Below are 15,949 nucleotides of genomic sequence, written 5' to 3' on the forward strand. Positions count from 1 at the left end.
GGAATAAAATGAGAATACTCCACACGTCGGACTGGCATCTTGGGAAAAGTTTAGAGGGAGTCTCTAGAATAGATGAACAGGAAAAATTTTGCAATGATTTTGTAGAATTAGTTGAGAAAAATGATGTTGATTTGGTATTGATTGCCGGAGATATTTACGATACCTTCAATCCACCTGCAGCAGCGGAGAGTCTATTCTATAACACAATTGATAGACTCTCCGACAATGGAAGAAGAAGTATATTTATAATAGCTGGTAATCATGATAATCCTGAAAGGCTCGAATCTATAACTCCGCTTGTAGATAATAGAGGAGTGACGATTTTAGGATATCCTCTTAGCAGCACAAATACTGGTATATTCGAAGGTTTTGAAAAAGTAGATACAGAAGATGGTTTTACAAAGATAAAAATAAAAGATGAAGTAATAAATATAATAAGTCTACCGTATCCTAGTGAAAAAAGACTTAATGACGTAATTAAGAATTTTGAAGATGAATCAGAAATGCAAAAATCGTACTCAAAGAAGATAGGGGAGCTTTTTTCTAAACTAGAGGAAAACTACAAAGAGGATGAAATAAATATAGCGGTATCTCACATATTTGTAGTGGGAAGTGAAATTACAGATTCAGAAAGGCGAATAGAACTAGGTGGATCATTGCTAGTAGAAAAAAAAGATTTACCCAAGAAATCGCAATACACTGCGTTAGGTCATATTCACAAACCTCAGAGAATCTCAAAAAAATTCAACGCTTATTACTCTGGTTCTCCAATTCAGTATAGTAAAAACGAGAGAAATACAGCAAAATCAGTATATATAGTAGATTTAGAAGCAGGCAAAGAGGCGGATGTAAGACAAGAGTGTCTGAATAATTATAGAGAAATAAATATGTTTAGATGCTCAAGTGTTGAAGAAGCTATAGCTATATGTGAATCTAAAAAAGATGATGATATGTTTGCATATTTTGAGATAGAAACAGATGAAGCTATTAACGCTGAAGATATAAAGATAATGAAAAAATTGATGAGAAATATTTTGGAAATTAAGCCAATAATCAAAAATGCAGGATACGATGAAGTAGAAGAAATATTAGATATAAATAAGTCAAATATCGATACATATTTTGAGGATTTTTATAAGACTCAAAATGAAGGGCTAGAAGTAAGTAAAGATGTATTCAATTTATTCAAAAAGCTTATAAATGATGAGGAGGTGCATACTAATGAAGCCGATTAAACTAAGTATAGAAGGCATAAATAGCTATGCACAAAAGCAAACTATAGATTTCAGTCAATTGATATCAAGGGGTATATTTGGTATTTTTGGTAAGACTGGAAGTGGAAAATCAACTATTTTAGATGCAATCACATTATCGCTGTACGGAAATATTGCTAGAGGAACTAAAGAATTTATAAATTCAAGTTGTGAAAAAGCTACAGTTGAATATGAATTTGAGCTAGGATTAGGAAAAGAAAGAGAAGTATATAAGGTATCTAGGAGATTTAAAAAGAAAACTTCTGGTGATAAAGTATCCTCTGTAAGTGACTATGCAAGGTTGATGAAGAAAAATGAATTAGGTGAGTACGATGTTATAGATGACGGTGCAAAAAGTGTAAATTCTAGCATAAAAGAGATTTTAGGACTAGAGGAAAGTGACTTTTTGAAATCTGTAGTATTACCTCAAGGTAAATTCAGCGAATTTTTAACTCTTAATGGTAAAGACAGAAGAAATATGTTAGAGAGAATATTTAATCTAGAAGAATATGGTAGCGAGCTTAGCAAAAAACTTTATAGAGAAAAAAAGATAGTTGATAATAATATAAATGTATTAAAAGCACGTATATCAGAACACTCTGACGTCAATGAAGAGATGAGGGTGGAAACTAAATCTAAAATTGAAGAATTGACATCTCTAAAAAAAGAAGAAGAAAAAAAGTTAAAGATTGAAAAGGATATATATGATAAATATAAGTATCTAAATTCACTACTAAAAGAGCAGCGTGAAAATTCAAAAGTACTAGATGATTTAATAAAGAAAAAGCCAGAAATAGATAAGCTTGAGAATGTGTTAAATCTATCCGATAAAGTAAAAGATATTATTCCTGAAATTGAAAAATTTAAGAAAAGCACTTTAGAAGTAGAAAGACTAAAAAGAGATAGAGATGACTTAGAGACTAAGTATGCTAAGTCAATTGATGAAAGTAAACAGTTTACTAAAAGATTCAATGAAATAAGCTTAAAAAAAGATAAATTAGTGCATATACTTTCTTCTAAGAAGGATATAGAGAGAATAATAGAATTAAAGCTTGAAATGAAAAGTAATTGTAATGAAGAAGATAAAACTTCTAAGGAATTAGAAAAAAGAAAAAAGAACTTATCTGAGATAGGCGATAAAATTGTAAAAAACAATGAAAAAATAAATTCTATTAAGCTTGATATAGAATTGTTGGAAAAGAAAATAGAAGAAAATAAAGTAGACAAAACTTATAAGACTATAGTAGAAGAAGGATTTTCTCTAGAAAAAGAATTATCCAATATTGAACTTGAAAAATCTAAGCAAAAAAATAATATAAGTGCAGAAGAAAAATTGATTGAAGAATTAAATATTGAAAAAAACAATCTTAGCAAAGAAATAAATACTATTGGTGAAGAGGTAGCAAATCTTCAAACTAAATTAAAAGAAATAGAAAATATAGAAGTTCTTAGTGATGAAGAGATGAACTCTCTGTCTGATAAAATTATAAATTTAGACAAAGAAATAATTTTTGCAAAAGACATAGAAGACAATATAGATAAGCTAAAGTCTAAAATAAAAGAAAATGAAAAAACTATAAAAAATAGTGACGAAAATAAAAAAAATATCCAAGAAAATATAAATATGTTAGACATTGAGCTAAATAAACTAAAAGAAATCAGCGATAAATTTACGATAGAACAAATGTCATCATCTATAAGAAATATATGGATGGAACACTTTTCACATGGAGATTCTTGTCCTGTATGCGGTAGTAAAGTGGATAATTTAGTAGAAAGTGAAGAAGTTATCGGAGAAGACATCGAGTACAAAGAGCAAATAATACATTTGGAAAAAGACAGAGAAGAGTTAAATGCAGAATGTATTAAACTAGAAACAATTATTGAGTACAATAAAAAAGCTAAAATAGACTTAGAAGGCGAGCTTAAAAATCACGAAAATAATAAAGGTGAAAAAAGTGTAAAATCCTTAATGACTGATAAAGATATTTGCGAAAAGTACTATGAAGAGCAAAAGATTAAAAAAGATGATAAATCATCAAAAATAGATGCTCTGAAGGAAAAAATATCGACAGAAGAAAACAGGATTAAGGATTTAGAGAAAGAATCTTACGGAAAAGAATCATCAATTAATGCTAAAGAGGAGAATCTTGAAACTTTCTTAAAGATGGTTGAGGATATAGAAAGTCGTAGATATGACATACTGGATAAGATAGAGAAAATTAAGATCAAATCTAAGATATCTTCCTTTGAAGAAGAAAGAATATTAATAAAAGAAAAAGAGGAAATATTAGAAGAAACTCAACTGAATAAAAGTAATAAATCATCTGAATTAGAAGAAATACAAAATGAAAAAACGAAGTTAGAATCAGAAAAAAACTCTGAGAATACACAATGTGCAATTTTATCAGAGAAAAATTCCACTATCAAGAAAAAAATAGATGAAATAGAAATTTCACTAAAAAAAATAATGGAAATTACAGACTTTGATGACTTATTAAACACAGTATATGATGAAAAAGAAGATACCGCTACAATTATAAATACTCAAAACAACAATATATCCATAATAGATTCTGAAGTAAACTCATATAAAAAATTATTAAGTGATATAGATATATATTGCAATAATATAGCCGAAAGATATGGTGTTTTAAAATCAGATTTAGAAGTAGCGAATAAAAACGTAGAAACTTTAGATAAGAAAATTGGTGAAAATAAAGTAGAGTTGAACCTTAATGAAAAACAATCTAAAGAATATAAAGAAGTAGTAGATTTAAGAATAAAAACTATAGGTATTAATAGTGTGGAAGAAGTCGAAACCGCATATTTAGGTGAAAATATTTCTGAAGAGTATAGAGTGAAGATAAAAGATTATAATGATTTGATGATAAAAATTAAATTAAAAATATCTGATATTGAAAATAAACTCGATGGAAACATAATAGAGGATTTTACTCTTAGTGAAAAAGAAGATGTATATAAATCTATAGAAAAAGTATTAGAAAATCTAAGAAGTGAACTGACAAAGGAAACTTATAAGCTAGGTGATATTGAAAAGAGGCTTGAAGTTGTGAAAGAAATTCATAAAGAGTTATTGTCCAAAGAAAAAGAGATGGATAGTATTTTGCAGTTAGAAAAGTTACTAAAAGGAAATAAGTTTGTAGAGTACTTGTCACAAATTTATTTGAAAAATATTGTATTTGATGCATCACAGAGGCTGGATCAAATTACAAACGGAAGGTATTCATTGGAGATAGATTCAAACTACTTATTTGTAATTAGAGATAACTTTAATGGAGGTTTAAGAAGATCGGCAGACACCTTATCTGGAGGAGAAACATTTTTAACATCTCTTTCATTGGCTCTGGCGCTATCGTCTCAGATTCAATTAAAGGGAAGTGCACCACTAGAATTTTTCTTCTTAGATGAAGGTTTTGGGACACTTGATAGTGAATTGTTAGATACAGTAATGGAATCTCTAGAAAAATTACATAGCAAAACAATGAGCGTAGGTATAATATCCCATGTTGAAGAATTAAAAAATAGAATACCAATAAAATTAATTGTTGAAATGGATGATGCTAACTCAACATCTGTATCAAGGATAGAATTATCATAATGTAGGGGAGTATGTAATTATTACAATGCATCAAGAGTATAATTATTATAGTGTATTGAAAGCATAATTATCTTAACATTATAGCTCCATAGCAAAACAAAATGCCCTTACTAGACTTATAGTCTAGAGGGCATTTTCTATTGATAAATTTACTTTGTTCTATTTCTATTAGATCTTAATTCATTGGCTTTATAATCATATGTTTTTAAGAATTTCATGTAAACTCTATCCCAAAACTCATAGTCGCTAAGCCTTAAGAGTTTTATTTTTTTATTTGTCTGTTTTGTTATTATTTTTGTAACACCATTATGTTTTGTTTCTTCTCCGTCGACGACTATCAATATAGATTCATCGCTTTTGTATTCAGGATTTATTGATACTTCACAGTCATCTGCTGGAAGTATAATACTAGATGTGAAGCTTCTAAAAGCATTTGTACTAATTGGAGAAATAGGTGTAATCTGCATAATTTTTAGCCTGTTGTCTACTATACTTCCTCCGGCTGAATAATTGTATGCAGTTGAACCAGTAGAAGTAGAAATAATCAATCCGTCACCGCTGAACGTCTCCATATAATTGCCATTTACGAAAAGATTTAAATGAGCAGTTCTAGATTTATTCCCTCTTACGACGACTTCATTAATTGCATAATCGATTTGTACATCAGAATCTTCTCCATATATATAGAATTCTAACAGATTTAATTCGTTGACTTCATATTCAGAGTTTAGATAGCTATCTATAAAGAAGTCAATCTCCTTTTCATCTGGAAGTATTTCTGCAAAAAATCCTAGGTGCCCTGTATTTACACAAAAAAAAGGAACATCTGGAAAGTTTAATTCTCTGGCAGTTTTTAAAAAAGAACCATCTCCACCGACTGATATTACAAGTTCTGTTTCGGGAGTCAAATTTTCACTAGTGCTAAATCCTGCAGAGATAAATTTGTCTATCAGAATTTTTTTTATATTTTTTGAGATTTCTAGGTTGTTTGTTCTTAAAGTAATATTTTTAATCATAGACACCCTCCTTTTCTATGATTATATCACAGCAAATAATGACTTGGTAAAATAAACTAACATATTATAAAAAATAATATGCGTTAGTTTATACTTATTAAGCTGTATTTAAAAACCTTTGTATATAATCACTTTGTTATGATATAATTACTTAGTATGTCAAAAAAAATTAAAAGAGGTTTGAAACTGTGTTTATAGAAGGTAAACAAAAATGGGATGAATTTGTAATTTTATCCGAAAAAGATATGAAAATTAAAGATCTTCTAATTGAAGAACTAGACTTTTCCGTAAGATCTATAAGTCGATTAAAAAGAAAACAAAATATTATGGTAAACGGCGAGTATAAAAAAGTTACAGCTATGGTTAGTAAAGGTGATGTAGTAAAAATTCCAATTGAAGAGGGAACATCAGATTTTGAGCCACAAAATTTAGATACTAACTATTTATATGAGGATTTTGACTTGATAATAGCGGATAAGACTCCATACATGGTAGTTCACCCAACAAAGAGTCATTTTGAAAATACACTTGCTAATGCGGTCAGCCACCACATAGCAGAAAAAGGTGAGAGCTGTAAAATAAGATTTGTAAATAGATTGGATATGAATACTTCAGGGATAGTTGTGGTGGCAAAAAATGCATATGCACATCATAAATTATCTTTGGATATGTCAAAAAATAATATAAAAAAAGAATATATAGCAATAGTAGAAGGTGTAATGAAAGAAGATAAAGGCACTATTAATTTACCTATATATAGAGAAAGTGAAGATAGTATCAAAAGGATTGTGGACGATAGAGGTCAACAATCTATTACACATTTTGAGGTTGTACAGCGACTACAAGATGCTACTATTGTAAAGTTAGAATTGCAAACTGGACGAACTCATCAAATTAGAGTTCACCTGTCTAGCATAGGACACGGTATTATAGGTGATGATTTATATGGGAAAATAGATAAAGATATAATAGAAAGGCAGTCTTTACACGCTTTTTCTATGACATTGAATCAACCTAGAATTGGGAATGTGATAAAAATATATTCCGATATTCCAGAGGACATGAAATTAGCGATAGAGAAATTGGGAGGTAATATAAATGATTATAAATAAATTTATAATACATGTTTTAGATAAAAATTCTGATTTCCCGGTATTAAATGATGTTGAAAACAGTATTTCACCGGAAATGGATGCTTTTTATCAGAAAATAATAAGAAGAATATTAAGAGATGACGATCTTAGAAAAGCTAAGTTTGAAAACTATCAAGAAAATGAAATCAGAGTGTGCTGTGACCATATTATACATGATGAGTCAACTTTTGTAGTTAGTTCTCAAGGAATTGCTAGATTTTTATTTGATTCTGTAAAAATAAATGCTGAGTTGGATTCTTGTGATTTAGCTGTTGTATTATTTACTCATAAAGATCAAAAACATGTAGCAATAATAAAACTAGACTATAAAAAATTATTCACTCACGAAATAGGATATGATGATGAGAACAAAGTTGTATCTATAGATATGGTAACTAATGACATAGGAATTCAAGATTCTCAAAAAATTATTCATGCAGCTATAGTGGGTGTGAGTGGTATAAATGATGAATGGCATTTAGATGTTTTAGATAAATTAGCAGAAAAAGAAGAATCGGATTCAAGTTTTGTAAAAGAATTTTTAAAGGCTACAAAAGTAAGAGATGAAAAATATTTGACAAAATCTTTTAAAAAAATGACTGATAACTGGATAACAAATGCTTATGGAAGCGATGTTAAAGGTGCAGAGAGTGTCAGAAGCATGCTAAACTATTCGCTAAAAGAAGGCAATGATATAGTTGTAGAAAAATTTATTGAAGAAGGTATAGCGGACGAAGATAAAAAAGAAAGCTTTAGAGAACTTGTTCAAGAAAAGGAAATAGATGAAGAATTTCCAATAGATAAGACTTGGGTAGAAAAAAAATTAAAAAGAAGAAGTATAAAGACAAGTACTGGATTTGATGTAAAAGGATTGTTGGAAGATTTTGAAGATCCTATGAAGTATTCTATTAGAAAGAATCAAGACGGAACAGTAGATATTACCATTAAAAATATAGAATTTTATGAGGAGAAATAAATATAACCTTAAAAATAATTATAAAATCCAAAAAATGGGACTATTTGTCCCATTTTTAGGTTTTAATACTATTTTTTTTCGTCTTCGATATATTTGATGATATCACCAATTGTTTTAATATCATTGATATCCTCATCTGGAATTTTAATATCGAATTCTTCTTCGATATTCATAATAATTTCTACAGCATCAAGAGAATCTGCATCTAAATCCTCTTGAAGGTCTGTATCAAGATCAATAAAGTTATCATCATCTACGTTTAATTGTTCAACAATGATTTCTTTGATTCTCTCAAACATAAAAACCTCCTATTATTTTAAAAAGAAATGTAAGCATAAGCTTTATAAGAGTATATTAATATATAATGGAGTATTTTTCAATAAAAAATACATAAAACAACTATATTTATTTTTGTCAATAGTATATAATGGAAAATAAGATGGAAATCCTTATCATAAGAACGGAATAAAGTGAAAATAAAGTAAAGTATATAATATGATTTATCTCTAAGTATTTTGAGATACAATGTAAAAAACTTTGCTTTTTAAGAAAGGGGAAAATAATTAATGTCAATAAAAAAACCAACTACAATAAAAGATGTAGCAAAAAAAGCAGGTGTATCTATTTCTACAGTATCTAGAGTAATAAATGATTCTAAGCCGGTTACAAGTGAAGTAAAGCAGAGGGTACTGGATGTAATAAAAGAAACTGGATATGTTCCGAATCCGCTAGCTAGAAGCTTGGTTACAAAGAAAAGCCAGCTATTAGGAGTAATAGTACCAGAATTAACAGATACTTTTTCTGCTGAAGTATTAAACGGAATAGAAGAAGTATCTAAGATGTATAATTACGATATATTATTAGCTAATACATATTCAGAGAGAGAACTTGAAATAAAAAGCATAAATATACTTAGAGCAAAACAAGTTGAAGCGATGATTATTGTTTCTTGGGATATAGATGAACATACAGTTGAAGTAATGAAAAATACTGGAATACCTGCTATATATATAAGTAAAACAGCAAGAGACTTTGATATATATAGTGTTTCTACACAAAACGAGCCAGCAGCAAAAGATATGACTCAATATTTAATTGACAAAGCTCATAAAAAGATTGCTTTAGTAGCAACAAGCCATATGCAAGAAAACGAAGTAGACCAAAGGATAGCAGGGTACAAGGTTGCACTTGAAAAAAACAATATGAAATTTGATGAAAATCTAGTAATACACTGTGGATCAAGTTATTCGGATGGATATGACTCAGTGAAAAATATGCTAGAGTCGAATATAATTCCAGATGCTATATTTGCTACTAGCGACATAGCAGCTATTGCGGCTATAAACGCTTGTTTTGACAGTGGATATAATGTTCCGAATGATATATCTGTTGCAGGATTTAACGACATAAAACTTTCAAAAGTATATAGACCAAAATTAACTACAGTAAATCAGCCTCTATTTGACTTAGGAGCAGTTGCGACTAGAGTCGTAATAAAAATGATAAATGGTGAAGAAATAGAAGAAAAAAGAGTAGAACTTCCATATAGCATTATTGAAAGAGAAAGTGTTCTTGACAGAAATAAATAATCATAGAAATATAATATGAAAAGAGCTATATATTTATGGATATATGCTTGTATACAATATGAAAAAAATGTAAATATAAAAACTAATATATTTTTTAAGATTATTTAAGTATTAATATTTATATTGATAAAATACTATGTATGTTATATAATGTAAATAAGAACTGGAACATACGCTGGATCATATATAAATTCAACCAACACATTTTATACGGGAGATTCGGTTCATATACAAGTAAGATAAGCTCATCTCAAGAAACATGGGATTTCAGAAAATATAGGGCAGATCACCCACCTGGGTGAAACTCAGGCTGAATTTAATTGGTCTGCGGTGTTTTGGGGAATAAGAGTGTTGCCTTTGGCAACACTCTTATTTTATAGAGATTTTTAAATTTGGGAAGCAATAATGGAGGTTAGTATGGATATTCAAAAGTATGATATATTTTTTGACAAGAATGAAAGTAAATACCTTCAAATTTATAATAAAATCAAAGAAATAATAAATGATGGAGAATTGAAAACAGGAGATAAGTTACCTCCAATTAGAAAATTGGCAGATTACCTCGATGTAAACAGTGTGACCATAGTAAAAGCATACCAACTATTAGATTCAGAAGGTTATGTTAATAAAAGGATGGGAAGCGGTACATTTGTATCGGGTAAACATGAAAAATATTCTAGATTAGAGCTTAAAGAAAATGAAAATTTATATAGACTGGATACAGGGAATCCATCTGCGGATATATTTCCAATAGATGACTTTAAAAAAGCTATTAATATAGCCCTTAATGAAGATTCTTACAATGTATTTGATTATGATGATGGAACTGGTATTTTAGAACTCAAGGAAGTTATGATAAAATATTTGAATGATTTTTGCATAAAGTCTAGTGTGGATAATTTATTTATAATTTCTGGAGCACAACAAGGAATTGATATTATTTCAAAAGCTTTGATTAATTATTCCGATGTGGTTTTTATTGAAGAACCTACATATTCAGGTGCGATAAATATTTTAAAGGGTAGGGGAGCGAAAATAGTTCCTATACCAATGTTAGATGATGGAATAGACATAGGTATTTTAAAGCTTAAAATAGAAAAAATTATGCCTAAATTAGTATATATAATGCCTAATTTTCAGAATCCTACGGGAATATCATATTCAGAATATAAAAAGAAGAAAATAGTAGAGCTTGCAGAGGAGTACGACTTTTATATTTTAGAAGATGACTTTATAAGTGACTTTAAATTTAATTCTGAGAATAATAGAACTGTAAAAAGTTATGATATTTACAATAGAGTAATTTATATAAAGAGTTTTTCTAAAATACTAATGCCAGGATTAAGGGTTGGTATTATGGATGTTCCATCAGAGTTGATTGAAAGGGTAGCGATTTCTAAATACAGCTCAGATATATCTACATCAACTTTAATTCAAAAATCTTTATTTTACTATATGGATAGATTTAATTGGAAAAAACACATAAGCTCTGTGGAAAAAATATATACTCGTAAATTTAATGAGGTCCAAGAGTATATAGAGAAAAAACTTTGTAAAAAATTAAAACTTATAAAAACTGACGGAGGTATAAACTTCTTTTTAGAATTAAAAAGAGGATATTATTCAAGAGATTTTGTGGGTTTTATATTAGATAAGGGAGTCGCTGTACAGCCTGGATCAATATACTATGATAATGAAATTGATGACAGATTTTTTAGAGTAAATATAGCAAGAGAATCCACTGAAAGAATCAAAAAGGCGATAGATATAATCTCTGATAATTTGGATTTGTTTTATACTAAATTTAGTGGGTAAATACTACCTAAATACATTTGACAAACTAAAAAAAAAGTAGTATAGTTTGGTATTGTATGTGTAATTTAATTGAGATTGTAATATATTTGATATAAGGAGGTAATTATATGGATATATCAAATGAGTTTGATAAAGTAAAATTAGCTAGGATAAATGAATTAGCAAAGATTGCAAAAAGTAGAGAATTAACTGAAGAAGAACATAAAGAAAGAAAAATATTAAGAACAGAGTTTCTTGAAAATTTTAGAGCAGGATTTAGACAGCAATTAGAAGGTATTACAGTTGTAACACCGGAAACTGAAGTTAATTAATAAGTAGCGATAAAAAAGTACAATAAAAAATGTAGAAAGCACAAAATGGTGTTTTCTACATTTTTTTATTGAAAATATTATATTTTAAACTTTAAAATTTATTGTATGATGGTGTGTCGCATAGAGAATAATTTTCACAAAAATATTCTAAGAATTTACTTTCAGTAGGTGTGAAAATCTTCTTTTTAGAGAATAATAAGTAGAAATTTCTAGATAAATCTATATTTTTGACTTTATATCCTTTTATTTCTCCTCTAGCGATTTTGCCTTCAACGGATCTTTTTGAAACAAATGAACAGCCTATTCCAGCTTGTACCATTTCTATTATAGCTTCATTAGACTCAGAATGTGCTCTTACGTTAAGATTTGATACCTTGATTGATTGTTTTTCTAGTGCATGAGCCATTACATTTCTAGTACCAGAGCCTTCTTTTCTAAGCAAGAATGTAAGTTTTTTCAATATGCTTGGATCTACAAAACCATCTTCGCTTTCAATATTGCAATCCTTTGGGCATATTAGTATCAATTCGTCCTTTATAAATGGATGAGCCGTAATATTAGGATGTTTTGGTTTAGATCCGACAATTCCAAATGCGACTCTCTCGCTAAGTATTTCTGGAACTACTAAATCGGAGTCACAGTGATTTAGTGTAAACGTGATGTTAGGATATTTGTCACAAAACTTTTTTATAAATTCTGGAAATATATAGGCTTCGGGAATAGAACTACATACTATTTCTAGAGAGCCTTCTATTTTTCCAGAGTATTCTTTTATGTCATACATAGCTTTTTTACAGTCATTTAAAATGGTTATAGCGTGCTTATATAAAATTTCACCTGAATCTGTAAGAGAAATAGTTTTATTACTTCTATTTAACAAAACGGTTTGTAGTTCATTTTCTAGATTTTGAATGTGTGAACTCACTGTAGGCTGTGTTAAAAAGAGTTCTCTTGCCGCCTTTGAAAAGCTACCATGCTTGGATACTGTTATGAAGACCTCTAATTGTTTAATGTCCATCGCTTTCTCCTTTATCATTAATTTTCATTATCTTATAAGATAGATACGAGCATACATAAAGACCATAAAGAATATATATTCCTTATGGTCTCGGAAAGTGCCGCTGGCCGGGGTCGAACCGGCACGATATTGCTATCGCAGGATTTTGAGTCCTGTGCGTCTGCCAATTCCGCCACAGCGGCTCACTCTTAACCAAAATAACTAAATATTAGAAACTTTGATTAAATAACTAGATATGTTGATTTTATTTCTAATATTTATCGATACTAGAAAAATATACTGTTTAAGTACATAAATTATTGTATCATATGGGATTAATAAAAACAAGTAAAAAAAATAATAAATAAGTTTTATTTATGGTATAATTTATTGTAGTCAGCTATATGTATTATTATTTAAGGACATTTTAAATAATAATACTATTGACTTTAATTTAATGTTTATTATAGAATAATCATTAAAAAAATAGTGTGTGTTTATGCTTTATTACAAAATATTTAAATTGTATTAAATTAGCAAACAACAATTATGAGAGTGTATAAAGTGAAAGCGAGGAAATATATGACAGAAGAAAAAGAAATAATGTTACTTATAGATGGAAATTCTATTATAAATAGAGCTTTTTTTGCACTACCTCCAATGGATAATGGAGAAGGGCTGCAAACAAATGCAGTTTATGGATTTTTGACGATGATGTTTAAGATGATAAAAACTTACAAACCGACATATATATCCGTTGCTTTTGATTTGAAAGCACCAACATTTAGACACGAGGCATATAAAGACTATAAGGCAGGAAGAAAAAAAATGCCTGATGAGTTGGCTATGCAGATGCAACCTTTAAAAGAAATATTAGACTCTATGAATATAAATAGATTAGAAAAAGAAGGATATGAAGCCGATGATATATTAGGAACTGTATCTCTAGACGCTGAAAATCAAGGTTGTAAAGTGTATGTAGTAACAGGTGATAAAGATGCTATTCAGTTGGCATCAGATCAAACTACAATTTTGATTACTAAGAAAGGTATTGCAGAAGTTGAAGAGTATGATAGAGAAGGTGTAATAGAAAGATATAATCTTACACCAGATCAATTTATTGATTTAAAGGGATTGATGGGAGATAAGTCTGATAATATACCTGGTATTCCTGGAATTGGTGAAAAAACAGGAATAAAACTTCTTACACAATATGGTAGTGTAGAAAACTTATTAGAGCATACTTCAGAGTTAAAAGGAGCACAAAAGGTTAAGGTTGAAGAGAATAAAGACCTTGCTATAATGAGTAAAGATTTGGCAACAATACACAGAAGCGTGGAGTTGGATTATAAAATAGATGATATGAAATTTGGAGATTACAAAACAGAAAATGTAATAAAAGAATTTCAATTTTTGAAGTTTAATAGCTTGATTTCTAGATTATCCGAGATTTCAGATGAAGTAGAAGAAAAGCAGGACATAGAAATTTTTGAATTGGATAATATAGAAGATTTTAAAAAGACAGTAATTGATAAATCACAATTATGCATAAAAATATTTGAACACGAAGGAAATATACTAAATAAAAAAATCTATAGAACATACTTATCTGTAGACGGAGAGAAAATATATTATTTAAATGGGGATGATATTTCAAAAGTATTTGATTTAATAGAAAATGATGATATTGAAAAAATTGGATATGAATTGAAGTCAGAATACATAGCACTTAGACCATATGGTGTGGAAATTAAAAACATGGGATTTGATATATCAATAGCTGAGTATATAATTGACTCAAAAACAGCTACATCTTATGAGCACAGTACAATTTCTAATAAGTATGTATATAAAAATGTGATGTCTAAAGAAGAATTGTTAGGCAAAGGTGCGAAAGCTGTGACATATGCAGATGTAGAAATTGAAAAACTAGATGAATACGCATATGGAATAATATCGACTGTGTTTGCTACTACAGAAAAAATGAGAGACATAATAAAAGAAGATAATATGGAAATGTTGTTCTATGATGTGGAAATGCCTCTTGTTGAAGTTTTAGGCGATTTAGAATATACAGGTATATGTGTAAATGAAAATATAATAGGAGAGCTAGATTTAGAGTTTGAGGGAATAATAAAGGAGACTGAAAAGAAAATATTTGAAATTTCAGGTGAAGAGTTCAATATAAATTCTCCAAAGCAACTTGGTGTAATACTGTTTGAAAAGCTAGAACTTCCAGTAGTTAAGAAGACGAAGACGGGTTATTCTACTAATGCTGAAGTGCTTGAAAAACTTAGAGACAAAAGTCCTATTATTGATTTAATAAGCGAGTATCGTTCTGTTGTGAAACTAAAGTCTACATATATAGATGGAATAAATGCCCTTGTAAATGATATAGATGGAAGGATTCATTCATCATTTAATCAGACAATTACTACAACTGGGAGAATATCTTCAACGGACCCCAATATGCAAAATATCCCTGTAAAAACTCAAATGGGTAGAGAGATTAGAAAAGTTTTTGTGTCTGAAAAGGGAAAAAAGCTTGTAGATGCGGATTATTCACAAGTTGAACTGAGAGTTTTAGCTCATATGAGTGGCGATGAAAATATGATAGAGGCATTTAGAAGTGGAGAAGATATACATAAAAAAACTGCTTCACAAGTATTTAACGTTGCGTTTGATGATGTAACTACTGAATTAAGAAGTGCGGCAAAAGCAGTTAACTTTGGTATAATATATGGCAAGAGTGATTTTGGATTAGCACAAGACTTAGATATATCACAAAAAAGAGCAAAGGAATATATATCGAGCTATTTTGAAAAATATCCTAAGATAAAAGGATTTATGGATGATATCGTACATTCTGCAGAGGAAAAGGGATATTCAACGACTATATTCAATAGAAGAAGATATATACCTGAAATAAAATCTTCTAATTTTATAGAAAAAAATAGAGGGAAAAGGGCAGCTATGAATGCTCCTATTCAGGGTAGTGCAGCAGATATTATAAAGATTGCAATGGTAAATGTGTACAATCGAATAAAAGAAGAAGGATTAAAATCAAAATTAATACTTCAGGTACATGATGAGTTGATTGTAGAGGCAACTGATGATGAAATAGATATTGTAAGTGATCTTCTAAGAGTTGAGATGGAAAATGCAGTCAACTTAAATGTAGATTTGGATGTCGACTTAAATGTCGGTGATTCATGGTACGAAACTAAGTAGTGAGGC

The 15,949-nt window shown here is 29.2% G+C and carries 11 protein-coding genes, 1 tRNA gene and 1 other RNA gene; 9 read left to right on the forward strand and 4 right to left on the reverse strand.

Annotated elements, in window-relative coordinates; translation table 11 throughout:
• Window positions 1-8: 8 nt before the first annotated feature.
• Window positions 9-1,235, forward strand: a complete 1,227-nt coding sequence (locus C0982_RS02225) for a metallophosphoesterase family protein (RefSeq protein WP_101772596.1) — start codon at window positions 9-11, stop codon at window positions 1,233-1,235.
• On the forward strand, window positions 1,222-4,875 hold the full coding sequence (locus tag C0982_RS02230) for an AAA family ATPase (RefSeq protein ID WP_180946844.1): 3,654 nt from the start codon (window positions 1,222-1,224) through the stop codon (window positions 4,873-4,875). Before C0982_RS02225 ends, C0982_RS02230 begins: the two co-directional genes overlap by 14 nt.
• A 149-nt stretch (window positions 4,876-5,024) precedes the next feature.
• Here C0982_RS02230 and C0982_RS02235 read toward each other — a convergent pair whose 3' ends face one another.
• A complete protein-coding gene (locus tag C0982_RS02235) occupies window positions 5,025-5,891 on the reverse strand; it encodes an NAD(+)/NADH kinase (protein ID WP_101772598.1) in 867 nt (288 codons plus the stop codon).
• A gap of 188 nt (window positions 5,892-6,079) precedes the next feature.
• Between C0982_RS02235 and C0982_RS02240 the strand changes: the two genes are divergently transcribed.
• Both C0982_RS02240 and C0982_RS02245 read left to right on the forward strand, forming a co-directional pair.
• On the forward strand, window positions 6,080-7,003 hold the full coding sequence (locus C0982_RS02240; protein ID WP_242961471.1) for an RluA family pseudouridine synthase: 924 nt from the start codon (window positions 6,080-6,082) through the stop codon (window positions 7,001-7,003).
• Complete coding sequence (locus tag C0982_RS02245; protein WP_101772599.1) at window positions 6,990-8,000, forward strand: nucleoid-associated protein; 1,011 nt, start codon at window positions 6,990-6,992, stop codon at window positions 7,998-8,000. The genes C0982_RS02240 and C0982_RS02245 overlap by 14 nt, the downstream gene beginning before the upstream one ends.
• A gap of 68 nt (window positions 8,001-8,068) precedes the next feature.
• On the opposite strand, the gene acpP is transcribed toward C0982_RS02245, so the two are convergent.
• Window positions 8,069-8,299, reverse strand: coding sequence for an acyl carrier protein (acpP, locus tag C0982_RS02250; RefSeq protein WP_101772600.1), 231 nt, complete (start codon window positions 8,297-8,299; stop codon window positions 8,069-8,071).
• 267 nt (window positions 8,300-8,566) lie between these two features.
• Between acpP and C0982_RS02255 the strand changes: the two genes are divergently transcribed.
• The 4 genes from C0982_RS02255 (at window position 8,567) to C0982_RS02270 (ending at window position 11,715) form a co-directional block, all read left to right on the forward strand.
• Entirely contained in the window at window positions 8,567-9,589 is a 1,023-nt protein-coding gene (locus tag C0982_RS02255; protein WP_101772601.1) for a LacI family DNA-binding transcriptional regulator, read from the forward strand.
• Between the two features lie 157 nt (window positions 9,590-9,746).
• A non-coding RNA gene (gene ssrS / locus C0982_RS02260) (6S RNA) lies at window positions 9,747-9,935 on the forward strand.
• A gap of 71 nt (window positions 9,936-10,006) precedes the next feature.
• Window positions 10,007-11,404 carry a MocR-like pyridoxine biosynthesis transcription factor PdxR gene (gene pdxR / locus C0982_RS02265; protein WP_101772602.1) on the forward strand — a complete coding sequence of 466 codons (1,398 nt, stop codon included), beginning with the start codon at window positions 10,007-10,009 and terminating at the stop codon, window positions 11,402-11,404.
• A 107-nt stretch (window positions 11,405-11,511) separates the two neighbouring features.
• A complete protein-coding gene (locus C0982_RS02270) occupies window positions 11,512-11,715 on the forward strand; it encodes a DUF896 domain-containing protein (protein ID WP_101772603.1) in 204 nt (67 codons plus the stop codon).
• 91 nt (window positions 11,716-11,806) lie between these two features.
• Here the strand turns inward: C0982_RS02270 and C0982_RS02275 are convergent, their stop codons facing one another.
• Complete coding sequence (locus C0982_RS02275) at window positions 11,807-12,733, reverse strand: selenium metabolism-associated LysR family transcriptional regulator (protein WP_101772604.1); 927 nt, start codon at window positions 12,731-12,733, stop codon at window positions 11,807-11,809.
• 98 nt (window positions 12,734-12,831) lie between these two features.
• Window positions 12,832-12,915, reverse strand: a tRNA-Leu gene (locus C0982_RS02280).
• A gap of 379 nt (window positions 12,916-13,294) precedes the next feature.
• Here C0982_RS02280 and polA point away from each other — a divergent pair.
• Window positions 13,295-15,943 (forward strand): DNA polymerase I, encoded by a 2,649-nt coding sequence (polA, locus tag C0982_RS02285; RefSeq protein WP_101772605.1) that lies wholly within the window; start codon window positions 13,295-13,297, stop codon window positions 15,941-15,943.
• Window positions 15,944-15,949: the final 6 nt, after the last annotated feature.

The organism is Peptostreptococcus faecalis (assembly GCF_900240845.1).
GTDB lineage: Bacteria > Bacillota > Clostridia > Peptostreptococcales > Peptostreptococcaceae > Peptostreptococcus > Peptostreptococcus faecalis.